Source organism: Bacillus sp. FSL K6-3149 (assembly GCF_038630515.1).
Taxonomy (GTDB): domain Bacteria; phylum Bacillota; class Bacilli; order Bacillales; family Bacillaceae; genus Bacillus; species Bacillus pumilus.
In genome coordinates, this window is record NZ_CP152034.1 from 682,852 (window position 1) to 707,887 (window position 25,036).

Consider the following 25,036-nt stretch of genomic DNA (forward strand, 5'->3'; position numbering starts at 1 on the left):
TTTAGTTGTCCCAGCAGCATCAGTTCAATGGTAAAAAAATCGTTAAAAAATACCCTTTTTTTGCTGTGAATGGTACGATGTGATATGAGGTGTAACATGATTCTAAATAGAAAAAGGTTGTTTTTTGCTGTGAAGGAGGGTTTCCAATTTGAAGAAAGAAGCATTTGCATTTCGTTTTCACCATTCTGATGTGACATTGCCAGCACAAATCTGGTCTGTTGGCTGGGAAGTTCAATCTTCTTCGTTATATAGCTGGAATGGCGTGGAGCGGAAGGATCAGGGCAAGTGCATCTTTCAGCTCACACTGTCTGGACATGGCATGATTGAAATCGGAGAGAAACGTTTCAAAGTATTGCCGGGTCAGGCCTTTCTCGTGAAAAGCCCAAGTGCCTACCAATATTATTTTCCAGAAGACAGTGAGCATTGGGAATTTCTTTATTTAACGCTTTACGGGGAAGCCTGCGATCTTTGCTTTGACCAATTTATTGACCAAGGAAAGCAGGTCATGCGTTTTCATCCGAATTCCAGACCGATCCGCCTGCTCAAGACCATTTATGATGAAGCCAGTGAAAGACGGATTACCAATCCATTTGAGGGGTCTAGCCTTGCTTATCAATTTGTCATGGAACTGTATTCATATTTGCCAAAGCTTGAGGGACAAATGGAGAAATGGCCCGAGCCTATCGTTCAAGCGGCATTGTTTGCCAGCCATCATTTTCACGAGGAAATTGGCCCGGACGATATGGCAGCTGCGGCACGTTTATCCAAAAGTCATTTTACGAGGGAATTCAAAAAGGCCACTGGCTTCACACCTATTCACTATCTAACCAATATTCGGTTAGAAAAGGCGGAAACGTTACTGAAAACAACAAAATACTCGATTGAAGAAATCGCCATACAGTGCGGCTACAGAAATGCGAATTACTTGAATAAAGTCTTTCGAAAGAAAATCGGCATGTCTCCAAAGCAACTGCGGGAAACAAGCGATGCATAATAAAAAGCAGCCGCTTTCACAATTGGCTGCTTCTTTTACGCTTTCGTCAGGTCAACATGAATTCTCCCTTGTCTTAAAACAATGGTCATTTGCGTGTCAGGTGTCATTAAGTTTTCCAAAATGTCCGTTGCTGTTTGAAGCGCAATGTCCATTCGGTTGATCTTTTCCTTTTCTTGTTCCGAAAACGCTTCTGGATGTGCGGTCATTTCTTTGACTAGCCTCAGCACTTGTTCATGCTGCTTTTCTGTTTGCTGATATATGACATCATATAATTCGTCTGGCCTGCTGCTCATTTCATATCACCTATCTTTTTTCATGTGTTAAATCGCATCTTCTTTTGTTTTCTTGAAGACGAACCATTTACTGGCGACATAATTCACGACCACAATCACAAAGTTGACAAGAATTTTTGCGACAGTTTCATTGAGCGCCATTTGGGTCACAAATAAAATCATCAGCCCTAGATCTACACCTAGAGACATGAGACGAACACTAAAAAATGAAGAAAGCTCACGCATAAGGCTTTTCGTATCACGGGCTTTTTGCTTGAAGACATACTTCTTATTGGTGATATAAGCAAAGAGAACAGCAAATACCCATGAAACAACTGTAGCTGTTTTATAATCCATGGAAAACATCTCAACGAATAAGTAGAAGCTGACAATGTTGACGATGGTTGTACACACACCCATCACAAGATACATGACAACTTCTTGATACTTTTGAAAAAGGCTATACATGTCTTTCTTCATTCCTTCTTGGTGGTTTCTGTTTCTTTTAGAATACCATCTTGAGAAGAACTTCCCAAACGAACAATATGTACGTCCTGCACAGATGAAATTTGTTCTACTCGATGGCATATGTCACCTAATTGGTTTATATAAGCCAAATGTTTTAGGTCTTTTTCATTATTTTAATTTATAATCTTTTAACTGACTTTACAATTGTTTATTATTAGAAGTAAGAAATCAATATTTATGGGTTTTTTAGTCATTTTTTTAGGAACGTGGTAGGTGATAGATTTTACAAAATAGGTTAAATGTCATCATTTTTCGACAAAATCTATTTTGCGCTGTTTTCATCCACCCGTACAGTTACTAGACGGTTTGTTCAAGTCATTGGTTGCAGATGAATATGTCTTATTGAACTGGAGGATATTATGGATACGCAAGTGAAAAGAAGAGTTGACGAAGAGTGGGTTTATTTGATTCAGGAAGCGAAAAAAATTGGACTAGCCATCGAAGAAATACAAGCTTTTTTAACATCCAACGGTGATCAGAAGATGATAAACAAACCGTAAATCAACGCCGTTATCCTTTGTCTTTCAGACTGCTTTGGCTAAAAGTTCTGACTTGTCAATTGACCTTTTAAAAATCCTTTCATGACGATACGCTACAGTAGAACACCCCTTCATACCAATCCCTTCCACTCATGGGGTTCTGTCTTTCTATATTAGGAGGACAGTCCGTTTCCCGTTCTTTATATGATCCCTTTTTAGCCACCATTCATAAAAATTGTTCTTCTCTCGTTATAAAACCAAGCTCCCCACCCATATATTAAGCATGAAAACAATGAGAAAGCAGAAAGGTGGGTAGAGCGTGAGTTCAGATTCCCTTTCCTATTATCACCAAAAAAAGGATCAGTATTATCATGGCGTGAACCCGGTCATTGTCAGCCGTATTCGTGAGGAATGGACGTCTTTATTGGATATCGGATGCGGCACAGGCAAGCTTGGAAAAGTCCTGAAACAAAAGGGCCGGACCATTTATGGAATTGAATCGTTTGAGAATGCAGCAAAAGAGGCTGAGCAAGAGCTAGATCATGTGCTATGCGGAAATATTGAACAGATGACGCTCCCTTACGAACAGGAACAATTTGACTGCATTATATTTGGAGATGTCCTTGAACATTTATTGGACCCGTGGGCCGTTTTAAAGAAGGTCAAACCTTTCCTTAAAAAAGAAGGAGCCATCCTGTCATCCATTCCAAATATCGGTCACATATCAACCGTTTTAGAATTATTAGCCGGCAGATTCACTTATACAGATGCAGGATTAATGGATCAAACTCATTTACGTTTCTTCACTCTTCATGAAATTCATGCACTGTTTCATTCAGCAGGCTTTCGTATTCGCGAACTCGAAACCATTCGCGTACAGCATCCTACCTACGCGAGCGTAATGAGTGATTTACATGAATTACTCATGAAGCATGGCATTCGTTCAGATTTTCATGAGGCCGCTACCGCCTATCAGTATGTGGTTGAGGCGGTTCAGCTTCATGAGTAACCCCACCATCCTGTTTGTTTTATGTGTAAATGATGAGTCTATGTTTCAGGCTTGCTTTCGGCAGCTCGCTTCACTTCCTGCTCCCCATGGATATCATGTGGAGGTTTTGCCGATTAGACATGCATCTAGTATGACCTCTGCTTATAATGAAGCCATCACTCATCCAGCTCAGTTTAAAATTTATCTTCATCAAGATACCTTGATTGTCAAACAGCATATGCTGCTTGAGTTGATCCCGCTTTTTTTACAGCATCCATCACTTGGGATGATTGGGGTCATAGGTGCAGAAAGCGTGCCTGACAATGGGATCTGGTGGGAAAGTTCTGATTGCAGGGGGAAAGTCATTGAATATCGTCACGACACCTATCAGCTGCTTTCGTTTGAAAGTGGTCGTCAACAGGCAGAAACGCAAGATTATATGAACGCTTCGGCGATTGATGGTCTTTTCATGGCGACGCAATATGATGTGAAGTGGCGTGAGGACCTCTTTGATGGCTTTCATTTTTATGATGTTTCGCAATCCTTTGAATTCATGCAACAGGGCTATGAGGTTGGCATTGCGAAACAAGAAGAGCCTTGGTGCATCCACAAATGCGGAGATCATTTTGATGCGGAAGCATATGAAAAAGCGAGACAAACATTTCTTGCAAATTATCGATAGAAAGCACCCTTTTCGGGTGCCTTTTTTATGATATACTGTCATAAACAGCCAGATCGTCTCATATGCATTGGAGTACCTTGTCCCTAATTCGTACAAAGGAGGAAACAATGGCAGACAAAAAAGTTCATTATAAGAAGGTTGCCGCTTCAGAGGATTTTCGAAAACTTCTCGAGGAAAAACGCAGATTTATCGTACCGATGACGATTTTCTTTTTTCTCTTTTACTTTTCACTTCCGGTTGCTACATCCTACTTCACCTTTTTGAACACGCCGGCAATTGGCGCGATCTCATGGGCGTGGTTATTCGCCCTCACACAATTTGTGATGACCTGGGTATTATGTGGACTTTATGCGAGGAAAGCAGCTCAGTTCGACAAATATGTAAGCGCTTTAAAAATTGAATCAAGAGGTGATGACGAATGAGCATGACCGCTTTTATTTTATTCATAGCGATCGTAGGGCTCACATTGGTCATCACGTATTTTGCTGCGAAAAAAACGAGCAATGCGAGCGATTTTTACACAGCAGGCGGAGGTCTGACTGGGTTTCAGAACGGCCTTGCCATCGCCGGGGACTATATGTCTGCCGCTTCATTTTTAGGGATCGCTGGAATGATCGCTTTAAATGGATTTGACGGCTTTTTCTATAGCATTGGCTTTCTAGTGGCGTATCTTGTCGTTCTTTACGTTGTGGCCGAACCGCTTCGAAATCTAGGAAAATATACGATGGCCGATATGATTGCTGCACGATTTAAGCGTCCTGCCATTCGAGGAGTTGCTGCGTTTAACACAATCACAGTCTCTACTTTTTATATGATTGCACAGCTTGTTGGGGCAGGTGCATTAATCAAGCTGCTTCTTGGCATTGATTACTGGATTGCGGTACTGATCGTCGGTGTCTTGATGACCATTTATGTCGTGTTTGGTGGCATGATCGCAACCAGCTGGGTACAGATTACAAAGGCTGTACTTCTCATGCTTGGGACACTGATTATTTCACTGCTTGTATTTGCAAAGTTTGATTTTAGCCTGCTGAAGATGTTTGAGGAGATGAAAACAGCGACCCCGCTCGGTGGGGCATTTCTTCACCCGGGAAATAAATATGATGTGCCTTTAGAGACCCTGTCTTTGAACCTTGCTCTAGTGCTTGGGACAGCAGGTTTGCCGCACATTTTGATCCGGTTTTATACGGTGAAGGATGCCATTTCTGCGCGTAAATCTGTTCTATCCGCTACGTGGATCATCGGTATTTTTTATTTAATGACAGTTTTCCTTGGCTTCGGTGCTGCTGCCTTTGTTGGAACAGAAGCGATCACAGCAGCAGATGCAGCAGGAAATATGGCCGCTCCACTGCTCGCCCAAGCCCTTGGAGGAGATTTGCTATTTGCCTTTGTTTCCGCTATTGCCTTTGCGACCATTTTGGCGGTCGTAACTGGTCTCGTCCTATCCGCCGCGTCTGCCTTTGCGCATGACTTTTATAGTCAGATCATCCGCAAAGGGAAAGCGAGTGAACGGGAACAGGTAAAAGCGGCACGCTTTGCTTCCATCGGTGTGGCCATTCTTTCTATCATTCTCGCATTATTTGCCCAATCGTTAAACGTTGCTTTCCTTGTGTCACTTGCCTTCGCAGTGGCAGCAAGTGCAAATTTACCATTGATTATCTTCACTGTTTTTTGGAAACGATTTAATTCTACGGGTGCCATTGCAGGGAGCTTAGTAGGACTGCTGAGCGCACTGATTATCGTCTCGCTCAGCCCAAGCGTCTGGGACCCATCGGGAGCAGCCATCTTTACAGGAGACCCACTCATCCCGCTGTCGAACCCTGGAATTATCTCGATCCCGCTTGGATTCCTTGCCGCTTACTTAGGCACGATCTTCTCCTCTGAAAAAGCAGATGAAGACACCTTTACGGAAATACAAGTAAAGGCACATACAGGGATGCATATGGATACTGATTCATAAGGAAGAGCCGGCTGATGAGCCGGCTTTTTGTGTTCTTCTCAAAAACAAGTTTCAGTAAGGTATAAATTGACCTTTTAACTTATTTTTATACTTCTCTAATCTGGCAAACCTTCTACGTGTGATCAAAGAGCAGCATGTGACGAGGATCAACAAAATTTCATGCTCTTCCCCTCTATTATCAATCACACTTTTCATCCCTATCACCTCCTTTTTATGTGTGTTCAAACATCCTCCTACACAACATCATTCATATGTTATCATTTTATACACATACTGGAAATCATTTCACATGTTGAGAAACTCTCATTTGAACAAAAAAAACTGCAAGAAAGAAGTGACATTACTTATGCGTCAAATATATGCTGCCAAGTTATTATTCGAATCCATCTCATCACCAAGCAGTATGCCCGATAAAATATTTGAAGAACGAATCATTTTGGTGCGAGCAAAAAACCATTGTAAAGTAAAGGATATCATCCAAAAAAGCTTTCCAGAAGAAACCTTTGATAATGCTGAAGGCGGACAAACGACCATAAAATTAGCAGCCATATTAGATGTCTTTGAGCTTGTAGATGACTTAGATCAAGAACCACTGCATTTAAGTGAGGTGTACAGCCGCCACCTTATTTTTGATAAAGAAACATCGGCGAAAGAAGCCATTGAGGCATATTCTTTAGACAAATAAAAAAGCCAGCTGATGAGCCGGCTTTTTATTTAATAGCGCTGAAATAACTCTGGATTTTTCGGAACGTTTTCTAAATAAACGATTTTTCCTTTGTCGTCCAGTTCTGCAATATCAATTCCTTCTGCTGTATAAACACGGCCATCCGAAAGTTTTCCACAAACGGCCCAGTTGGTTTCATACTTTCCGTCTTCTCTTTTTTTCCATCCATCCCACATATGCTTGATGTCTTCATGCACGTGGAAAAATGTGTTTAAAAACTGTGTAAACGCTTGGATCCCAGGCTTCTCTGCACCATTTAAGACAATCATGACATCGTCAGAAAACAATGCGAGCAATTCATCCATTTGCTCCTGCCCTTTTCCAGCTTCATCGTAGCGGCGAAAATACGTATCGAGCACTTCCATTGTTCATTCTCCTTTATTTACCTGTCATTTCGACAATAATCGAACAATTTGATTGTACACAATTGTTTCTCACCTGTCTATTTTCCCCGAAATCAGAAAAGACATGAATTGAGTCAATCCATGTCTCCTCCAGATTAAAGTGATACTTTTTCTGATGCAACAAGTGCTTTCAATTCTTCTGCTGCTTTTTTAGGATCAGCGCTCTGGCTAATGGCGCTGATGATGCTAATACCATCTGCCCCTGCTTGTATGACTGGTGCTGCATTGCCATATGTGATACCCCCGATGCCAACAATCGGAATATGAAGACCATGATGACGCACTTCAGTGATCAATGATACTCCCTGGACACTGCGTGTATCCTTTTTCGTTTCTGTTGGATAAACTGGACCCATGCCGACATAATCTGCGCCGTCCTTCATGGCTTGTTTCACTTCATCTAGGTTATGCGTTGACACGCCTAATATTTTATTCCCAATCCTTTGTCTGACATCTTTTGCGTTTGTGTCTTCCTGGCCAACATGTACGCCATCTGCATCAAGATCTATCGCTAGCTGCACATCATCATTTACAATAAAAGGAACATTCGCTTCTTGGCAAAGTACTTGAAGTTGGCGAGCCAATTGTTTCTTCTCTTCTCCTTGCAAGGCTCCCTCGCCCTTTTCTCGAAATTGAAACATGGTGATTCCGCCTTGAATCGCCTCTTTCAAAACATCATGCGGTTGCCGGCTTGTATTCACTGTTCCCATAATAAAATAAACCGATAATTGCTGTTTGATTTGCTGTTGATCAGCCTTTGTCATGTGACATTCCCCCTATTTTCCCTATCGACAACACATCATCGCCAGTTGTGTGTGAGAGTGCATTGAGCAATTCCATTTGAAACGTACCTGGCCCTTTATTCTGGGTGTACTGAGCTGCCTTTTCAGCTGCGACACCATAAAATAATAGAGCAGTTGCCGACGCGTGAAGCGGCCTTTCACCTACTGCACAAAATGCCCCGATGACAGACGTCAGTAAACAGCCGGTTCCCGTCACCTTGGTGAGCCATTCATGTCCATTATGAATAGACAACACGTCCTCTCCATTTGAAACTACATCGACTTCCCCTGTGATCACCACAACTGTCTGAAGTGTCCTCGCTGCTTGTTTGACTAGTGCCGATACATCTCCGTTCGCTGCTTTCGCATCCACGCCTTTTGACTCCCAGCCATCCACTTCAAGTAAATGAGCAATTTCTGCAGCGTTCCCTCTGACAACGGTCATGTTCACTTGCTCTAACAGCTGTTTTGCCGCTTTCATTCGAAACGCCGTCGCACCAACGCCGACAGGATCTAATAGAACAGGTATCCCCTTTTTATTGGCAGATTGTCCAGCCATAATCATGGCCTCCACCGTCTCCTTGGTCAGTGTGCCAATGTTCAGCACAAGCGCATCGGCTAATTGCGCCATTTCAGCCACTTCTTCTTTGGCATTTGCCATGACTGGCGAAGCGCCTAAAGCAAGCAGACCATTTGCTGTAAAGTTCGTCACGACTTGATTGGTGATATTATGAACAAGTGGATTTTCCGCTCGAACCTTTTCCAATAAATGAGATGCGATGCTTGTTTTCATCTGTATCGTCCTCCCTTTTACTCTGCTCCCCATACATAGGATTTCGTATGCTTTAACCATTCTCTTGCCGCAAACGACAAATAGCGATCCTTTCGCCAAATGACTCCTAAATGCCATGGGATCGACGTATTTAAGGAAATGACTTTCACCTTTTCAGGATCAAGATCACGGCAGATCCGCTCAGGCAGAAGGCCAATTCCCAAGTTCTCGGCTACCATCTCACTAATGAAATCCCATTGAGACGTTTCATAAATGACATTGGGCCGGAAGCCCGCATTCATACATTCATTCAATATCCGGCTATGCAGAACAAAGTCTTCTCGAAAGAAAATAAAGGACTCTTCCTTTAAATCAGCTAAATCAACCTTATCTCGACCTGCCATCGGATGTGATGGATGCGTCACGAGCTTCATGTCCTCTTTAATAATGGTGTACGTATGAAAGATTTTATCATTTGCAGGCAGAACAATGACACCAATATCTAACGAACCATCTTCGACCCCTTCCTCTACTTTAATAGAGCCGTGCTCCACAAGTTGAAATGTGACATCAGGATACTGCTGACGAAATTCTCCCATGACATTCGGGAAAAAACTCGATCCAATCATCGGTGGCAGCCCGATGCGAATATGCCCTTTTTTGACATTCATTAGATCATTTAGCTCGCTCGTTAAATTTTGAAATGATTGTGTGATTTCACTCGCCTGGGTATACATCGTTTGTCCAGCATCTGTCATTTCAACCTGCCGGCCATTCCGATAAAACAACTGCACCCCCAGCTCATCCTCGAGATTTTTGACCATCTTGGAAATGGTAGGCTGCGACACATAAAGAGATTGTGATGCTTTTGTGAAGCTTTTTAACCTCGCCACTTCTAAGAAATATGTTAAATGTCTAATGTCCACATGACTCACCCTTCCTATAGACAAAAGGAATACTAATTATTCGATATATGTATTTTACCTATAACTGAACGTGCTGTACACTTTAAAGTAAGCTAATCAATTGGAACGTTGTCATGTTTTTGTGAAACAGTGAACAATTTATATAGAAAAAGGAGTGAACAGAAAGTGAAATTGCTCAAAACGCCGCTGATTGCTGTCCTTCAGATTATGGCTTTGTTTGTTTTTGCGAAATTGATGAATGTGCTCGCGGCCTTTTTGCATTTAAGAATACCGGGTACGATTTTAGGCATTCTGGTCATTTTCTTATTACTTCATTTTAAAATCATTCAATTAAAATGGATTGAACTTGGTGCCGTATGGCTGCTCGGAGAACTGCTGCTATTCTTTATCCCATCAGCCGTTGGTGTCATTGATTATGGAACATTGATTTCTCAATCTGGTACAAGTATTGTCCTTGTCGTCTTACTGAGTACCTTTGTCGTCATGCTCTCGACTGGTATCATGACGCAAATGATTGCGAAAAGAAAGGAGCGGAAAAAGCTATGTTAGTTGGCGCACTATTTCTGATCTTAACGGTTCTTTTATATCTCGGATCAAAAGCGGTGTATAAACGGCATCCGAAGGTCTATGTCTCACCATTACTTGTGACACCGCTTGTCCTTGTCGTCTTTCTGTTAATCGTCAACATTCCTTACGATGCATACAATCAAGGCGGGAAATGGCTCACGAATATGCTTCAGCCTGCGACTGTTGCTTTTGCCATTCCTTTATATAAGTATTTTCACATTCTGAAGAAGCATGCAGTGGAAATTATTTTGAATGTGGCTTGCGGTTCTGTCATTGCGATTCTATCTACGGCATTTATCGCGAAGTTGTTTCATTTGGATACAGGCCTTATTGAAAGTCTTGTTCCAAGGTCGGTCACAACACCAGTGGCGATGAGTGTGTCAGAAATGATTGGCGGGATGCCGTCCGTTACGGCAGTATTCGTCATTTTAACCGCACTGTTTGGGTCAATCATCGGTCCAATGATCATTCGTTATTTCCGTATTGATAATGACATTGCCATGGGCGTCCTGCTTGGTACTGGTGCACACGGGGCAGGAACATCGAAGGCATTTGAAATGAGCTCCGTCTCAGGGACGATCTCAAGTGTGTCGATGATTCTTTCAGCCATCATTACATTATGTGCAGCACCTCTCCTCATGTCGTTTGCCTTATAAAAAAAGCCATTTCCTTTATCGGAAAATGGCTTTTTTCTTATGCTTGTATGAAGACAACCTTTAAATAATTTCCTTCTGGATAATTCTTCGTCGTACGGAAATCCTCAGGAAGTGTATATTCTTCAAGGATACGATAGGTTTGTCCTGATTCTTTAAAGGCCTGCGCAATAAATCCTTTGAATTTCTTCATACCAAATGCACTGCTATTCGTTGATGCCACAATGACGCCGTTCTCAGCTGTGATTTGGATAGCTTCTTTTAATAGCTTCTTATAATCCTTCGCCGCACTGAATGTGTGCTTTTTCGTGCGTGCAAAGGATGGCGGATCTAAGATGACAAGATCATAGGTCCATCCTTTTTTCGCAGCAAACGGAAAGTACTTAAAGACGTCCATGACTTTAATATCCTGCCCGTCCATAACTATATCGTTGACTTCAAACTGTTCAGATGTTTTTTTCAAACTGCGGTTTGCGACATCTACACTTGTCGTCCGGCTCGCTCCGCCAAGCGCTGCTGCCACGGAGAAAGCACCTGTGTAAGAAAATGTATTAAGCACGGTCTTTCCTTTTGCATAGCGATCTCGAATTGCTTTTCTCACATGACGTTGATCAAGAAAAATGCCTGTCATCGCACCATCATTTAAGTAAACCGCTACGTTCATGCCATTTTCTTTCACGATGAGAGGAAATTGACCTTTCTCCCCTTTTACAAAATCATCATCTTCTATATACTGTCCCGACGTATCAAATCGTTTCTTTTCATAAATGCCTTTATAGTCTGGATATACATGCTCAAGTGCAGCCAATACTTCCGCCTTGAATGTATAAACTCCTTCGCTATACCACTGGATGAGATAGAAGCCGTCATAATGATCAATCGTGAACCCACCAATGCCATCTCCCTCTCCGTTGAACACACGAAAAGCAGTCGTCAGTGCATCATGAAATAAATGCGTTCTGCTTTTTGCTGCCTGCTCAAGCTTGGAGACAAAAAAGGCATGGTCTATTTTTTCGTTGGCATCAAAGGTGAGTACCCAGCCGATCCCTTTATTTTGCACACCATAATATCCTTTTCCTAAAAAGGTGCCTCGCTCATCCACCCATTCAATCAGCTCGCCTTCTTTCATACCGTTTACATGCGATACAGCATCTTTAGAAATGAGCGGGTATCCCTTTTTCACTTGTTCTGCAAATGTTTGTTTTAATGAGATTTTTTTCATTCGTGTCATCCTTATCCTAAATTGACTCTCTCTATCCTATCATATGAATGTATACGTTACTTCTATTATGATAAGATGAGGAGAAAAATATCAACACACCATAGAGGAGGTTCTTTTTTTGACGACATTACGATTAGATCATACAGGTATTATGGTTTCAAATATTGATACGTCCATTGATTTTTATGAAAAAGTCGTGGGCATGAAATTAAAGGATCGCATCACTCATACAAACGGAATCATTGAGCTTGCATTTCTCGGCTTTAAAGATGAGGCAGAAACGGAAATTGAGCTCATCCAAGGGTACAGCAGCGATCTGCCATCTGAAGGAAAGGTTCACCATCTTGCCTTTACAACTGACAATATTCATGCTGAATTCAATCGTATTCAAAAGCTGCAAATCGAATTAATTGATGAAGAAATTACGACGCTACCAAATGGATACTGCTACTTCTTTTTCAGAGGGCCAGACCAAGAATGGATCGAATTCTTCCAGCGCTAATATTTCCTAGGAAATGGGACCAGTTCCCTTTAGGCTCCGTAAAAGAAAAAGAGTAAGAGCATCCATATGCCCTTACTCTTTTTTTATAACACCTTACTAAGAAATGATTTTGTACGCTCATGCTGCGGATTTCCAAAGAGAGCCTCCGGTTTGTCTTCTTCGACAATATATCCGCCATCCATAAAGATCACGCGGTCTCCTACCTCTCTCGCAAAGCCCATTTCATGTGTGACCACAATCATTGTCATGCCTTCGACGGCTAATTGTTTCATAACTGCTAATACATCCCCGACGACTTCAGGGTCAAGAGCAGATGTCGGTTCATCGAATAATAACACTTTCGGGTCCATTGCCAAGGCTCTTGCGATGGCGACACGCTGTTTTTGTCCACCAGATAATTGGTTAGGGTAGCTTTTGGCTTTGTCTTTTAAGCCGACCTTTTCAAGCAGGTCCATCGCTTTATCGACTGCCGCCTTCTTGTCGGTACCTTTTACCTTCATCGGTGCGATCGTGATGTTTTCTAAAACGGTTTTATGAGGAAATAAATTAAAGTGCTGAAACACCATCCCCACTTCTTGTCGTACTTTATTGATATTCACTTTTGGATCTGTAATCGTATGTCCGTGGACAACGACTTCACCAGCCGTAATACCTTCTAATTTATTGAGACATCTTAGAAACGTGCTTTTGCCTGATCCAGAAGGACCAATCACACACACTACTTCCTTTTCTTCGATGACTGCATTAATATCCTTTAACACTTCGTGATCGCCAAAGGATTTCTTTAAATTCTTCACCGTAATCATACTCATTTGATATCAAATCTCCTTTCTGCGTAGCTAGCCAGTAGAGAAAGTAAATAAATGATCACGAAATAAATGATACCGACAATGAGCCAGACATTCAAAGGATCAAATGTTGCCGATGCCTGTACTTGTCCCCGCTGCATAATATCGGCAATTCCGATAATTGATAAGAGAGACGTGTCCTTCAAGCTGATGATGGCTTGGTTTGTAATTGCTGGAAGCATGCGGCGAAATGCCTGTGGAAGGACGATAAAGCGCATGTTTTGTCCCCCTGTAAAACCTAAGGAACGCGCAGCTTCTGTTTGTCCTTTATCAATGGACTGAATCCCAGCACGAATAATTTCTGAGAAATAAGCTCCTGCATTAATCGCTACTGTAATAATCCCTGCCGGCACTCGATCAAGCGATATGAATTCAAGTGTATTCAAACCAAAGTAAATGAAGAATAGCTGTACGATAAATGGTGTGCCTCGGATGGCATTGACAAAGACAAGTGCGATGAAATTTAAGATTTTAAAAGGTGACAGACGGAATAATGCCACTATTAAACCGATGATAAATCCTAAAATGATGGCAACAACAAAGATATATAAAGTGGTTTGCAAACCATCCATTAAATACGGAAATGCATTAATAATCGTGTCCATGTTTCTCCCTCCCTAATTCACATACGACGCATCATAAAGAAAGCGCGCTCGGAGCGCGCCTCGCTTGTATTATGACTTCAAATATTTATCAATAATTTTGTCATATTCACCGTTTTTCTTTAGGTTCTCTAGACCTTTATTGATCTTTTTCAATAGGTCTTGGTTTTTCCCCTTCATCACAGAGATACCATACTGGTCTCCATTCAATCGGTCTCCAACTGTTTTCAATTTTAAATCTTGTTGTGCGATTGCATACGTAATGACAGGATAATCCTCAATTAAGGCATCTGCATTTCCGTTTGAAACTTCTTGGAACATCGATGGGCTGTCATTAAATTGAACCACTTCATACCCATATTTATCTGCGTTATCTGATGCAAATTTTGCACCCGTCGTCCCATTTTTAACAGCTAGCTTTTTCCCCTTTAAATCATCAATTGATTTGATGCTACTGTCCTTTTTCACAACAACTGTCAATCCAGCGTCGAAGTACGGATCTGAGAAATCTACCTTCTTCTTACGCTCATCTGTAATGCTCATTCCGCCCATCCCTACATCAAGCTGACCTGCCTGCATTGCCGGGATAATGCCTGAGAAGTCCATCGCTTCAAGTTTCACTTTGAAGTCTTGGTCTTTCGCGATGGCGTTAATCAGATCAACGTCGATTCCTTCAGTTTTACCACCCTTTTCAAATTCAAATGGCGGATATGTTACATCTATCCCAATTTTATATGTGCCTTTGCCTTCTCCCGAACCGCTGTCCGATTTTGATCCACAGGCTGCCATGACGAGCACAACTATGAGTCCCATGATCAGTAACATCGATTTTTTCATAAAACACGCCCCCTATTGTCAGTTTTATCTAAATATTCGCAATACCAATAATACTATACCACGCTAAAGCTATAGTGTGTGATGTTTTTTATCAATACCAAAGATCCATACAATTCTAGATCAATAGTCTCTTTAAATTTTACTTTTTTGCGAATAACTCATTTTATTCTAAAAGAAGAGCGATTCACAATCATAATGTGAGATAATCTCACAAAAAACGAGATAACACCTTGAAAACCGCCGTTTTTTCTAACATACAAAAACAGACACTTGAATGATCTTCTTCTCTCTATTGATATCGTAATATATCTTCTCTAAAACCCTCTTTTTACCTAAAAATATGTAAGCGTATACAAAAGGCACATGATCCCTATTTCTTTCACAACTGGTTGAATTTACATCAAAAAACATGTTTTACAAATTGCGAGAGAGCGCTTAAAATATAAGAAGATACTGAATATGGAAAGTGAATTCAGATGAGCGGGAATCGAACGAGATGGATAGATGAAGAAAGGAGGATATAAATTGGCAGAAACAGGTGTTTTGTCGTCCGTTGATGTAGCGAATATGTTAAATGACTGGTATGTCATGATGAAAAAAAGAGAAATACAAGGTGCGATCCAGCTAAAAGAAGAGATTCTTCAAGCGTTTGATCGCATGGAAGAGAATCAAGATGTCCTACTTTACTATCAATTGCTAGAGTACCGTTTTAAGGATCTCATTGAAGATACAGCTTCGCTGGATCACAGTCTTTTTGTTGATGAAAATGCAATCCGTACAGATGACATGCTCAGCTACTATTTCTATTTCTTTAAAGGGATGTATGAAATGCGCAGAGGCAATCAGGATACGGCATTTCACCTTTTAAAATTGGCAGAGGATAAATTAGATCTCGTCCACGATGACATTGAAAAAGCAGAATTTCATTATAAAACAGGGTGTCTTTACTATAATATAAGATCCACGCTCCTCTCCATACACCACTTGAAAATGGCTTCATCTATTTATGACGCAGATCCATGTTATGTGAAAAAATCAATCAGCTGTCAAATGATGCTCGCTTTGAATTATGCTGATCAATCAAAATATGATGAGGCAGAGTCATTATTTGAAGAAGTGATTCATTCACTAGAACAAATGGAAGACCCAGATTTACTTGGTCACGCGTATTGCAATGCAGCTTTTATTAAAAGTCTTAGAAACGAATACAGTGAAGCTGTGCCGCTCCTAGAAAAGGCTTTATTGATCGAGACATTTGAAACGTCTTCTCCAGGCGGCTACTTACTTGCCATGTATGCCTACACAAAAGCACTATTCAAGCTGAAAAAGCCTGGTTTGTTCCACTATTATGTGCAGCTTTCACTTCAAAAAGCAGAAAATTTAAAACAACGAAACATTTCTCTTAAATTATCTATTTTAGAAACACTTATGCTTCAGCAAGACAACATGATAGAGCAAATCAAGTCTTATTGTGATCAATTAGAATCTATGAATTTTCTTGTCGATCTTGAAGCCATCTGTCAGGATGCAGCTGCTTACTTAACAGATATTGGACTTCATGAAGAATCCACTTATTTCTGGAACAAGGCGTTGTCCTTAAAAACTTGTTAAGAATATGGAGTGATATATGATGAAAAAATGGCTTATCACAACTGCGATTTTGACACTCTTGATAACAGGTGTTTCTATTGGCGCTTCTATCCAAAAAGAGAGCCAATCTGCACAATCTCAAGATATCATTCAAAAGAGAGACCGCGGCACCAATCCTTAAACAAGAAAAAGAGTAGCTGTGAATATCACAGCTACTCTTTTTTATACGTTAATCGATTTCTCGTTTAATATTTTGCATTTTTTCATCTAAGTAATGGGCGATATCTGCCGCTTCCTTTAATTCATCGGTTAGCTGATGAGGGACATCGTTTTGCAGTTTATAATAGATTTTATGTTCAAGGCTCGCCCAAAAATCCATCGCTATGGTCCGCACCTGAATCTCAACCTTCACATGCTCCACACGATTCGTTAAGTACACAGGGATTTCCACAATTAAATGCAGACTTCTGTAGCCATTTGGTTTTGGATATTGAATGTAATCCTTCACTTCAAGGATTTTTAGATCCTCTCTTTGCCTCAATACATCCATAATATTATAGATATCTTGAATAAAGGAGCAGATGATACGGACACCTGCGATATCATGAATATACTCCTTGGCACATTGTGTTGTGATGTCGCATCCTTTTCTTGCTAATTTATTTACAATGCTTTCAAAGGATTTGATCCGTGATTTTGTATGCTCTATTGGATTGTGGCCATGGATTAAATTATATTCTTGGCTTATGATTGAAAACTTCGTATCCATTTCATCTAATGCAAATTTATATACTAATAATTCATTTTTCCAGTCTTCCATGACGTTTTTCAAATCTTCTACATGAGTTGCTGACATATTCATTTCTTTTTGTCATCTCCTTTTGGGAAACGGCGGCAGCACCGCTTTCCGTTTACTAGACGGAGACGGGACTCGAAAGGTTTTAAAAAATACGTCGTCAGCCTCGCTGTTTGTAATACGTCAACGCCAGCACAAGCGCGAGTACAGAGCCTTTCACAATATCCATCGCGTAATAAGGGACAGACATCATCACAAGTCCATTTTGCAAAATACCGATGAGCACAGCCCCAATAAAAGTACCAAATGCATTTGGTTTTCCTGCTCCCATGACGGAAAAACCGATAAAAGCTGCCGCTACGCCATCCATTAAATATGGTGTGCCCGCATTTATTTCCGCTGTCATTACCCTTGATGCCAGCACAATACCGCCGATTGCTGCAAATAAAGCCGAAAGCAGATATGCCGCGATTTTATATTTATTCACATGAATACCGGACAATCGAGCCGCTTCCTTATTCCCTCCAATGATGTACATATATCGTCCGTGCTTTGTGTAGGTCATGAAAACATGTGCAAATAGCACAATCACTGCCATTAAGAGAATGATATATGGCACCTGTCCGATTTTGCTGAAAAAGGCAGGGATTGTACCCGTTGAGAATGTACCATCAGGCAGCACCATGTTTTCAGAAATGGTCGCCCCTTTCGTATACGTCTGAGCCAGCCCTTGAATAATAAACATCATGGCTAATGTCATGAGCATATCTGGAATTTTCATTTTGACAATCATCAAGGCATTGAGTAAACCAACAATAATGGCAGCCGCTAGCGCAGAGAGGATCGCAAACAGCGGGTTTTGCGAAAACCACACAAACATAGAAATCACAATTGCATTCGATAACGTTGCGACTGATCCGACCGATAAATCAAAGCCGTTGACTGCCAAGGAGATGGTAAGGCCCACCGCAATAATGGTCACAATGGAGATAGACCGTAAAATATTGATAATATTCCCTGATTGCAAAAACGCTGGATTCGCTGCCGCAAATACCACAATCAATACAGCAATGGTTAAGATCGTGCCATATCGATAAAAGAAATCAAATAAATGAAAGGATGGCCGCTGTTTTTTCGTTTGCTGCACAGGGGCTGGAATTTGTTGTTCACTCATGATTGTCCTCCTGTTGAATGATATAAAAGCTCTTCCTCAGTCGTTGGGGCAGTCATTTCCCGGGCAATGCTGCCATCATACAGCACATAGACTCGGTCAGCGATCCCTGCAATCTCCGACAGCTCACTTAACGCATAAATCACAGATTTCCCGCGGGCGGCAAGCTCTGCAATCAGCGTGAAAATATCTTTTTTCGCTCCAACGTCAACACCTTTAGTTGGTTCATCAAAGAGATAGACATCCGCTTCAGCCAGCAGCCATTTTCCGATGGCAATCTTCTGTTGATTTCCACCGGATAGATGCTTCACCTTCGCTTCAAGAGATGGCGTTTTGACACCTAGTCGTTTGACGATTTCGTCTGCTTTCCGCTTTTCCTTCGAACGATGTAAAAAACTGAACACGCTTGAGAATGAACGAAGACTTGCGGCCGTTAAGTTCCACCCCACGCTCTCTTCTGTCAGAATCCCTTCCTTTCTCCGTTCTTCTGGCACAAGGGCCATTCCAGCTCTCACCGCTTGATGAGGCGATGTGATGCGAACGGTTTGACCATGAAGCTTCACAGTCCCTGTCGTTTTTTCTGAGGCGCCGAAAAGGGCTTTACACAATTCCGTTTTTCCAGCACCGACAAGTCCCGCAATTCCGAGAATTTCACCCTTTTTCACATGAAGATGAATATTGCGTAATTTATGCTGGTCGTTTAGCTGCTTCACTTCAAGGGCAATAGGTGCATCCTTCAACGGTGTACGGAGCGGGAATTGCTCCTCTAATGGCGCACCTAGCATTTCTTCAATGATCTGCTGCGGATTTGTATTTTGAACAAGGTGAGCTGCGACATCGGTTCCATTTCGCATCACTGTCAGTTCATCACAAATGGTGAAAATTTCAGGCATGCGATGAGAGATAAACACAATACCCGTTCCATTCTGTTTCAGCCGGTCAATCATTGAAAATAATTTGTTTGTTTCTGTATGACTTAGCGGGGCTGTTGGTTCATCTAAAATTAAAATGCTACATTTGATTGAAACGGCTTTGGCGATGAGCACCATCTGTTTTTCCGCAAGGGTCAGATCACTTACAAGGCGTTTTGTGGAGATGTCGATGTCCAGTTCTTTTAATCGTTGAGCTGCCTTACGGTGCAGCTCTTTCCAGTCGACAAATGTTTTTTTCTCAATCTGATGCATCATCATATTCTCACCAACACTTAAGTAGGGAACGAGAGCTGTATCCACTTCTTGATGAACCGTCTGCACACCATATGAGGCCGCATCCTTTGGGGTTTGAATCGATGCCGCCTGACCATTGATTTGGATGCTTCCTTCATAGTGCGAATGAGCGCCAGAAAGAACTTTCATTAACGTGGACTTCCCAGCACCATTCGCTCCAATCAGTGCATGAACTGTCCCTTTTTTTAATGTGAAATTCACTTGATCTAACGCTTTTACTCCTGGGAATTCAATCGAAATATGTTTCATACAAACTAGCGGCGAAGTCATAGATGTCCTCCTTCTCATGATCATCATCTGAAAAACGAAACACCCTCTATAGAAGAGAGTGCACGGCGTTTATTTTGTATAATGCTTCTTCAAGGTCTTCATCCAATCTTCTTCAAAAGCAGTCGATGAACCGAACCCCTTCACTTCGTCTGCAAGATTGACCATATTGATGGCCTTTCCTGATTGTTGAAGCTGTTTTTGTGAGATGAGAGAGGCCTCAAGATCATAGGAAGACGGGGTTTTCTCACCCGCTATTTTCTTCGCAAGAATTCTCACGTCAACTGCGCCAATGAGCTTCGGATCAACCGCTGCTGTGTACTTCCATGGACTGTCTTTTGCTGTCATTTCTTGAAGATCCGCATTTGACACATCAATCCCATAAATCTTCACTTCTGTTCTTCCTGCTTCCTTTAGCGCTCTTGCTGCGCCAATGGCAAAGGCATCCCACGTAGCAAAAATAGCGTCAAGTTTGCCCTTTGGATATTTATTCAGCATCGCTGCCACTGCATTTTGTGTTTGAACAGACGTATCAGAGGAGGCAATACCAAAGCGGTCAAGTTCCTTGATCCCTGCATGTTGTTTGAGCGTTTCTTGATAGACCTTGTTCCGTCTCACCATTGGCGGGAATCCATCTACCCAGAGGTACGCAATATTTGCTGTTCCTTTAAAGTCAGACACGAGTGCGTCTAGTGATTTTTTCGCTAATTGTTCGTCATCTTGAGACGTCACTGTGACTCCTTTGATGTCCTTCAGCTTAGGATTTGAATCGAACGCTACGACTGGAATACCCTTCGCTGTGATCTTTTTCACGTCAGCGACGGTCGCCTCGTCGTCCCCATGAGAGATGATAAAGCCATCATAATTTTCTTCCAGCGCCTGAGAGATCGCGTCATGGAACTTCGCTGTATCTCCATTTGCGGTGTAGACATCTACCGTAAAGCCAAGCGCTTCACCTTCTGCCTTCGTCCCAGCTAAAAACTGCGCTGTATGATCATCTCCTCCAATTTTACGAATGACTTTAATTTTTGCTCCCTGTCCCTTTGCAAATCGCTTCGGTACATTGTCAAAGGAGACCTTTTCGTTCGCATTTGTCTTTGAGCCTGCACTTGATCCAGTGCCGCAGCCTGTTAATAGGACGGTCAATACCGTTAAAAATATAAGACAAGATGTAAAATACTTACGCTTCATTGCTGTTCCTCCTCAAGTTGTTTTTATTTTTCACATCGGAAAACTAGGTAAAAATGTGGGAAAACGCCAGTAAACTGTTCTTTCATTTGAAAAAGAGACGAAAAAAAGCCTCTCTTGGAAAGAGAGGCTTGATCACCGTTGCATGAAACATGTATCGGGATTCTTCCTCTCTTATCTGTCAAAGCTGTAACAGCTTTGCAGGAATTAGCACCAATTTCTATAGTAGAAACGGTTGCCGGGCGTCATAGGGCCAGTCCCTCTGCCTCTCTTGATAAGAGATCCGTTATGAAATTTTGTTTTCGTTGAAATGTCTTCTTTACTTTAATGTGATGTCACATCAATGTCAATGATTTTTTTGAAAATTTAAAACAATGAGTTTGCGATTCAAACTTGCTTAATTTCCGATGATTTTCTTAGCAGGTGATGACTTCTTCAGGCGAAAATCATATTTTTTCTCATTCATAAATTGTGGATTGAGATGTGCTGATCCTTTATCTTGACCGCTTTTAGAGAGATACGTTTTGTAGCCTTCCATCCATTTCCCGCGCCATACCCACTGTGATGCTTTTGCACCTTTGCGGTCGTCATATACGTTCTTCTGGAAGATATTCTTTTGATTTACTCCATAAAGATTCACGACTAAGTAATGCGAGGCACTCGCTGTCATGATATTGCTCGTGATTCGATTGTTCACAGCTTGATATTGCATCAACAATTGACCGCCTTCTAAGCCGGCTGTGTCATTTTTGTATAAAATATTATGTGAGATCGTCGTATTTGTTGTTCCGCCTCGCTTCTTATCATAGCCGCCAATTGAAATGCCTGTATAACGGTTCAAATACACTTGATTGTGTTCGATGCGAATGCGATCTGCCATTTTTCCTTTATGTTCACTTGTGACTTCAATCCCTAGGTCATTGTGATGTGTGATGTTATGATCAATCACAATGTCCTTCCCGCCATCCACATAAATTCCGCCAGCGGAGATGTCTTTGCCATAGGCTGGATTTCCTACACTCGTAATCTCATACACTTTGTTTCTAGATACGACACCATTTCTGACTTGATCGTACTTTTTAGAAGGTGCTACGTTCTCAAAACCAATTAAATCAATGCCTATATTATCAGTGTGGCGGACGGTGTTATGTGTCACACGGAACTTTTTGACGTTCCCATTGAGCACAAGCGCTTCACTGAAGCCCAGTTTTAATTTTTCAACAGTGTTTCCTTTGATTTCAATGTCTTCAATGGCTGCAGGAGCTTTTGTTCCATAGACCGCAATACCGTGCGCATTCCCATTTTTGTGTGTCGTCTGAATGTCATACACTCGGTTGTTGAGAAGTTTGACGCCTTTCCCGCTTCCTTTGATGAAAATACCGACTGGGGTCAGATCTTCCTTATTCGTCTTGAGATGTCCCACCGTCAGACCTTTGAGGGTAATGTAACTTTTTTCATCGATCGAGACAAGACCGCCATCTGCTTGATTTCCTTTGAGTGAGGCCCCGCTAATGACAGGTTTTTCTTTTCCGTAAGCTTGAAAGATAACAGGTGCTTTCTTTGTCCCTGAATGGCGGACAATCAATTTCTCTTTGTATGTGCCGCCTCTCACGTAAATGATTGCACCAGCTCTCGCCATACTTGCCGCTTTTTTCAGCGTGCGAAAAGGTTTTTGCTTCGTTCCTGGGCTTTTGTCGTTCCCGTTTGTCGCCACGTAATAGGCAGTTCCCTGCTTGGCGCCAGCCTCCTCTGTCATCGCTTGACAGCCGAAGCTGATCACGGTCATGAATAAAATGAGTAAAATGCTTGGTATCGCTCGTTTCATCTTGTTGTTTGCTCCTTTCACTTCCCTTCTTTCTTTATCGGTTAAAAAAAAGAGGATTAAAATATGACAATGCCCCTTGCAATGTACTAGTCAAAAGGTGTATGGTTGAAAGAATATCTTACAGGTAATTTATCCGCTTTTAAATTGTCAGATTAATCAGTTAATAATGTATTTGGATTTTATTTCTTTATTAAAAAGGGGTGACATGAGGCAGACTGACGGCAGAGAGAAGGAAAGCGCTTTAACAGATTTTTCTTGTCTGAATTCCAGAAAACCTATTGCTAATATTTTGTGAAGGTATAGAATAGAATCATAATTATTTCATATTATTAGAATTTTCAAATAATCAAACAGCAAGGAGATTTACGATGCCAAAACAACCCATCCGCGTTGAACTTAGTTCAACAAAAAAACCAAAACCTCAATCTGATCAACTTGAATTCGGAAAAATCTTCACAGATCACATGTTTGTGATGGATTATTCCATTGATCAAGGCTGGTATGATCCAAGAATTATCCCTTATCAGGCCATTCCAATGGACCCAGCTTCGATGGTCTACCATTATGGGCAATCTGTTTTTGAAGGCTTGAAGGCTTATGTTTCTGAGGATCAGAAAATTCTCTTATTCCGTCCGGAAAAGAACATGGAACGCTTAAACAGATCCAATGACCGCCTGTGCATCCCACAAATTGATACAGAAACGGTTTTAGAGGGCTTAAATGAACTCATTCGCATTGATAAGGATTGGGTACCTGATGCAGAGGGCACTTCCTTGTATATCCGTCCATTCATTATTTCCACTGAGCCGTATTTAGGCGTTGCGCCGTCAAGCACATATAAGCTGCTCATTATCCTATCTCCAGTGGGGTCTTACTATAAAGAAGGCATCCATCCTGTCAAAATTGCCGTTGAAAACGAATTTGTCCGTGCCGTTAAAGGCGGAACAGGAAATGCCAAAACAGCTGGAAACTACGCCTCAAGCCTCAAGGCACAGCAAGTTGCTGAAACGAAAGGTTTTTCACAAGTTCTTTGGCTTGATGGGGTCGAGAAAAAGTACATTGAAGAAGTCGGGAGTATGAATATCTTCTTTAAAATCAATGGAGAAATCGTGACGCCTGAATTGAACGGCAGCATTTTAGAAGGAATCACACGTAACTCTGTACTTGAGCTATTAAAACACTGGGGAATTCCAGTGACAGAGCGTAAAATTTCGATTGATGAGTTAATTGAAGCACATCAATCAGGCGAGCTTGAAGAAATCTTTGGAACTGGAACAGCGGCCGTCATCTCTCCTGTCGGGGAATTAATTTATCACGATCAGCCATATGTGATTCAAGATGGTCAAACAGGTGAAGTATCGAAGAAATTGTATGAAGCCATTACGGGTATTCAAAAAGGAACACAACCAGATATCTTCGGCTGGACAGTAGAAGTCGATTCGGTCGTCAAACAAGCTTAAGCATGTAAAAGAACCTTTCAATCATGAAGGGTTCTTTTTTTGTTTATTTACCTCTCTGATATACCTTATAATGGTAATAACACATTGAGGAGTGATGGTATGTTTTTTACTTATCTACTAGCGTTCTTTGGTATTTGCATCGGATCGATCATCATCGCTACAGGCTTCGACGATTCACCGTTCCACACCCGGTTTCTATTTAAGTTTCTCGGAATTTCTATCCTTGCTCTTTCTATTACTTTTGTAAAGGTTAGACGAAAAAGGTTACGCAACAAGAAGGGGAAATAGACTTAGATGTCCAGTCAGCCTTCCCATCAAATCGTGCACCAAAACAAGACCGATACACCCACAATCGCCCCTATATATATCCACTGTTTCCCTTTGATGCTCCGCTTTCTTTCGATTAGTAGAAAGATCTCTGGTAAAAAAACGATGATGATTTCTATGATAAAGACAAGATAATAAACAAACGGCATCGGCTGAAAATCAAAGTCTCTTTCATCTCCACCAATTGTTGCGAAATACATCAACAGGTTGGTTGCTGGAATGGTAAAACAAACGAGTAGGCGAAGAACATAAATCCATACATACTGTCTATGACGAATAAGACCAATAAAAGAAGCGATGATGCCATACAAAAACAAGACCACTGTGCCATAACTCAACAGAGGTTGAACGATAAAGCCGTAAAGCATTAAACCAATTGCAACCATACTCAAACCGTCCTTTCTTTGAAGCCATACATGCTGTTTTTTATATCATACACTTCTT

29 protein-coding genes and 1 riboswitch are annotated in these 25,036 nt (G+C 41.5%); of the genes, 13 read left to right on the forward strand and 16 right to left on the reverse strand.

Translation table 11 applies throughout. The annotated features are described in order from the left end of the window. The first annotated feature begins 148 nt into the window (after window positions 1-148). Window positions 149-994 (forward strand): AraC family transcriptional regulator, encoded by an 846-nt coding sequence (locus tag MHB83_RS03555; RefSeq protein ID WP_003214606.1) that lies wholly within the window; start codon window positions 149-151, stop codon window positions 992-994. Between the two features lie 35 nt (window positions 995-1,029). On the opposite strand, the gene MHB83_RS03560 is transcribed toward MHB83_RS03555, so the two are convergent. Then, window positions 1,030-1,287 (reverse strand): hypothetical protein, encoded by a 258-nt coding sequence (locus MHB83_RS03560; protein ID WP_003215318.1) that lies wholly within the window; start codon window positions 1,285-1,287, stop codon window positions 1,030-1,032. A 27-nt stretch (window positions 1,288-1,314) separates the two neighbouring features. Further along, window positions 1,315-1,698, reverse strand: a complete 384-nt coding sequence (locus MHB83_RS03565; RefSeq protein WP_034620336.1) for a GtrA family protein — start codon at window positions 1,696-1,698, stop codon at window positions 1,315-1,317. A 455-nt stretch (window positions 1,699-2,153) separates the two neighbouring features. On the opposite strand from MHB83_RS03565, the gene MHB83_RS03570 reads away from it, so the two are divergent. From MHB83_RS03570 to MHB83_RS03595, 6 genes are all read left to right on the forward strand, one after another. Then, window positions 2,154-2,294, forward strand: coding sequence for an anti-repressor SinI family protein (locus MHB83_RS03570; RefSeq protein WP_003215413.1), 141 nt, complete (start codon window positions 2,154-2,156; stop codon window positions 2,292-2,294). Between the two features lie 298 nt (window positions 2,295-2,592). Beyond that, entirely contained in the window at window positions 2,593-3,282 is a 690-nt protein-coding gene (locus MHB83_RS03575) for a class I SAM-dependent methyltransferase (protein ID WP_050944517.1), read from the forward strand. Next, on the forward strand, window positions 3,275-3,943 hold the full coding sequence (locus tag MHB83_RS03580; RefSeq protein WP_106029470.1) for a glycosyltransferase family protein: 669 nt from the start codon (window positions 3,275-3,277) through the stop codon (window positions 3,941-3,943). The genes MHB83_RS03575 and MHB83_RS03580 overlap by 8 nt, the downstream gene beginning before the upstream one ends. 107 nt (window positions 3,944-4,050) lie before the next feature. Then, window positions 4,051-4,365, forward strand: a complete 315-nt coding sequence (locus MHB83_RS03585) for a DUF485 domain-containing protein (protein ID WP_003215154.1) — start codon at window positions 4,051-4,053, stop codon at window positions 4,363-4,365. Continuing rightward, window positions 4,362-5,903 carry a cation acetate symporter gene (locus tag MHB83_RS03590; RefSeq protein ID WP_003214799.1) on the forward strand — a complete coding sequence of 514 codons (1,542 nt, stop codon included), beginning with the start codon at window positions 4,362-4,364 and terminating at the stop codon, window positions 5,901-5,903. Before MHB83_RS03585 ends, MHB83_RS03590 begins: the two co-directional genes overlap by 4 nt. A 346-nt stretch (window positions 5,904-6,249) precedes the next feature. Then, window positions 6,250-6,588: a DUF4288 domain-containing protein gene (locus tag MHB83_RS03595; protein ID WP_251190642.1), complete on the forward strand. Its 339-nt coding sequence runs from the start codon at window positions 6,250-6,252 to the stop codon at window positions 6,586-6,588. Window positions 6,589-6,617: 29 nt separating this feature from the next. Here MHB83_RS03595 and MHB83_RS03600 read toward each other — a convergent pair whose 3' ends face one another. The 4 genes from MHB83_RS03600 to MHB83_RS03615 form a co-directional block, all read right to left on the reverse strand. Next, window positions 6,618-6,992: a nuclear transport factor 2 family protein gene (locus tag MHB83_RS03600; protein WP_060597556.1), complete on the reverse strand. Its 375-nt coding sequence runs from the start codon at window positions 6,990-6,992 to the stop codon at window positions 6,618-6,620. Between the two features lie 134 nt (window positions 6,993-7,126). Beyond that, window positions 7,127-7,795 carry a thiamine phosphate synthase gene (gene thiE / locus MHB83_RS03605; protein ID WP_212045693.1) on the reverse strand — a complete coding sequence of 223 codons (669 nt, stop codon included), beginning with the start codon at window positions 7,793-7,795 and terminating at the stop codon, window positions 7,127-7,129. Then, entirely contained in the window at window positions 7,782-8,606 is an 825-nt protein-coding gene (gene thiM / locus MHB83_RS03610; protein ID WP_342496640.1) for a hydroxyethylthiazole kinase, read from the reverse strand. Before thiM ends, thiE begins: the two co-directional genes overlap by 14 nt. Before the next feature lie 17 nt (window positions 8,607-8,623). Beyond that, the gene (locus tag MHB83_RS03615) at window positions 8,624-9,511 is read right to left on the reverse strand and encodes a LysR family transcriptional regulator (RefSeq protein WP_003214744.1); all 888 of its coding nucleotides are present in this window, start codon (window positions 9,509-9,511) and stop codon (window positions 8,624-8,626) included. 207 nt (window positions 9,512-9,718) lie between these two features. Between MHB83_RS03615 and MHB83_RS03620 the strand changes: the two genes are divergently transcribed. Both MHB83_RS03620 and MHB83_RS03625 read left to right on the forward strand, forming a co-directional pair. Beyond that, window positions 9,719-10,060, forward strand: coding sequence for a CidA/LrgA family holin-like protein (locus tag MHB83_RS03620; RefSeq protein WP_034620340.1), 342 nt, complete (start codon window positions 9,719-9,721; stop codon window positions 10,058-10,060). Continuing rightward, window positions 10,054-10,734 carry a CidB/LrgB family autolysis modulator gene (locus MHB83_RS03625; protein ID WP_050944523.1) on the forward strand — a complete coding sequence of 227 codons (681 nt, stop codon included), beginning with the start codon at window positions 10,054-10,056 and terminating at the stop codon, window positions 10,732-10,734. The genes MHB83_RS03620 and MHB83_RS03625 overlap by 7 nt, the downstream gene beginning before the upstream one ends. 37 nt (window positions 10,735-10,771) lie before the next feature. Here MHB83_RS03625 and MHB83_RS03630 read toward each other — a convergent pair whose 3' ends face one another. Next, a complete protein-coding gene (locus MHB83_RS03630; protein ID WP_342496641.1) occupies window positions 10,772-11,953 on the reverse strand; it encodes a class I SAM-dependent rRNA methyltransferase in 1,182 nt (393 codons plus the stop codon). 118 nt (window positions 11,954-12,071) lie between these two features. On the opposite strand from MHB83_RS03630, the gene MHB83_RS03635 reads away from it, so the two are divergent. After that, complete coding sequence (locus MHB83_RS03635; RefSeq protein WP_003214664.1) at window positions 12,072-12,455, forward strand: VOC family protein; 384 nt, start codon at window positions 12,072-12,074, stop codon at window positions 12,453-12,455. A gap of 83 nt (window positions 12,456-12,538) precedes the next feature. On the opposite strand, the gene MHB83_RS03640 is transcribed toward MHB83_RS03635, so the two are convergent. The 3 genes from MHB83_RS03640 to MHB83_RS03650 all read right to left on the reverse strand — a co-directional run bounded on the left by MHB83_RS03640 (window position 12,539) and on the right by MHB83_RS03650 (window position 14,742). After that, complete coding sequence (locus MHB83_RS03640) at window positions 12,539-13,267, reverse strand: amino acid ABC transporter ATP-binding protein (protein WP_342496642.1); 729 nt, start codon at window positions 13,265-13,267, stop codon at window positions 12,539-12,541. Then, entirely contained in the window at window positions 13,264-13,908 is a 645-nt protein-coding gene (locus tag MHB83_RS03645; RefSeq protein WP_003215015.1) for an amino acid ABC transporter permease, read from the reverse strand. The genes MHB83_RS03640 and MHB83_RS03645 overlap by 4 nt, the downstream gene beginning before the upstream one ends. A 69-nt stretch (window positions 13,909-13,977) precedes the next feature. Next, complete coding sequence (locus MHB83_RS03650; protein ID WP_034620276.1) at window positions 13,978-14,742, reverse strand: transporter substrate-binding domain-containing protein; 765 nt, start codon at window positions 14,740-14,742, stop codon at window positions 13,978-13,980. Between the two features lie 525 nt (window positions 14,743-15,267). On the opposite strand from MHB83_RS03650, the gene MHB83_RS03655 reads away from it, so the two are divergent. Together MHB83_RS03655 and MHB83_RS03660 are read left to right on the forward strand one after the other, a co-directional pair. Beyond that, window positions 15,268-16,353 carry a Rap family tetratricopeptide repeat protein gene (locus tag MHB83_RS03655; RefSeq protein ID WP_106032064.1) on the forward strand — a complete coding sequence of 362 codons (1,086 nt, stop codon included), beginning with the start codon at window positions 15,268-15,270 and terminating at the stop codon, window positions 16,351-16,353. Window positions 16,354-16,372: 19 nt separating this feature from the next. After that, window positions 16,373-16,513 (forward strand): hypothetical protein, encoded by a 141-nt coding sequence (locus MHB83_RS03660; RefSeq protein WP_169901775.1) that lies wholly within the window; start codon window positions 16,373-16,375, stop codon window positions 16,511-16,513. Window positions 16,514-16,561: 48 nt separating this feature from the next. Here the strand turns inward: MHB83_RS03660 and MHB83_RS03665 are convergent, their stop codons facing one another. The 5 genes from MHB83_RS03665 to MHB83_RS03685 form a co-directional block, all read right to left on the reverse strand. Further along, the gene (locus MHB83_RS03665; RefSeq protein ID WP_268484048.1) at window positions 16,562-17,194 is read right to left on the reverse strand and encodes a GTP pyrophosphokinase family protein; all 633 of its coding nucleotides are present in this window, start codon (window positions 17,192-17,194) and stop codon (window positions 16,562-16,564) included. A 94-nt stretch (window positions 17,195-17,288) separates the two neighbouring features. Continuing rightward, window positions 17,289-18,302, reverse strand: a complete 1,014-nt coding sequence (locus tag MHB83_RS03670; protein ID WP_342496643.1) for an ABC transporter permease — start codon at window positions 18,300-18,302, stop codon at window positions 17,289-17,291. Then, a complete protein-coding gene (locus MHB83_RS03675; RefSeq protein ID WP_342496644.1) occupies window positions 18,299-19,795 on the reverse strand; it encodes a sugar ABC transporter ATP-binding protein in 1,497 nt (498 codons plus the stop codon). Before MHB83_RS03675 ends, MHB83_RS03670 begins: the two co-directional genes overlap by 4 nt. Window positions 19,796-19,864: 69 nt before the next feature. Beyond that, a complete protein-coding gene (locus tag MHB83_RS03680) occupies window positions 19,865-20,983 on the reverse strand; it encodes a sugar ABC transporter substrate-binding protein (RefSeq protein ID WP_226804420.1) in 1,119 nt (372 codons plus the stop codon). A 168-nt stretch (window positions 20,984-21,151) separates the two neighbouring features. Continuing rightward, window positions 21,152-21,261: riboswitch (SAM riboswitch) on the reverse strand. A 116-nt stretch (window positions 21,262-21,377) separates the two neighbouring features. Next, complete coding sequence (locus MHB83_RS03685; protein WP_268459135.1) at window positions 21,378-22,805, reverse strand: right-handed parallel beta-helix repeat-containing protein; 1,428 nt, start codon at window positions 22,803-22,805, stop codon at window positions 21,378-21,380. A 368-nt stretch (window positions 22,806-23,173) separates the two neighbouring features. On the opposite strand from MHB83_RS03685, the gene MHB83_RS03690 reads away from it, so the two are divergent. Further along, window positions 23,174-24,265, forward strand: a complete 1,092-nt coding sequence (locus MHB83_RS03690) for a branched-chain amino acid aminotransferase (protein ID WP_003215056.1) — start codon at window positions 23,174-23,176, stop codon at window positions 24,263-24,265. Window positions 24,266-24,579: 314 nt separating this feature from the next. Here the strand turns inward: MHB83_RS03690 and MHB83_RS03695 are convergent, their stop codons facing one another. After that, complete coding sequence (locus tag MHB83_RS03695; RefSeq protein ID WP_050944532.1) at window positions 24,580-24,978, reverse strand: hypothetical protein; 399 nt, start codon at window positions 24,976-24,978, stop codon at window positions 24,580-24,582. Window positions 24,979-25,036: the final 58 nt, after the last annotated feature.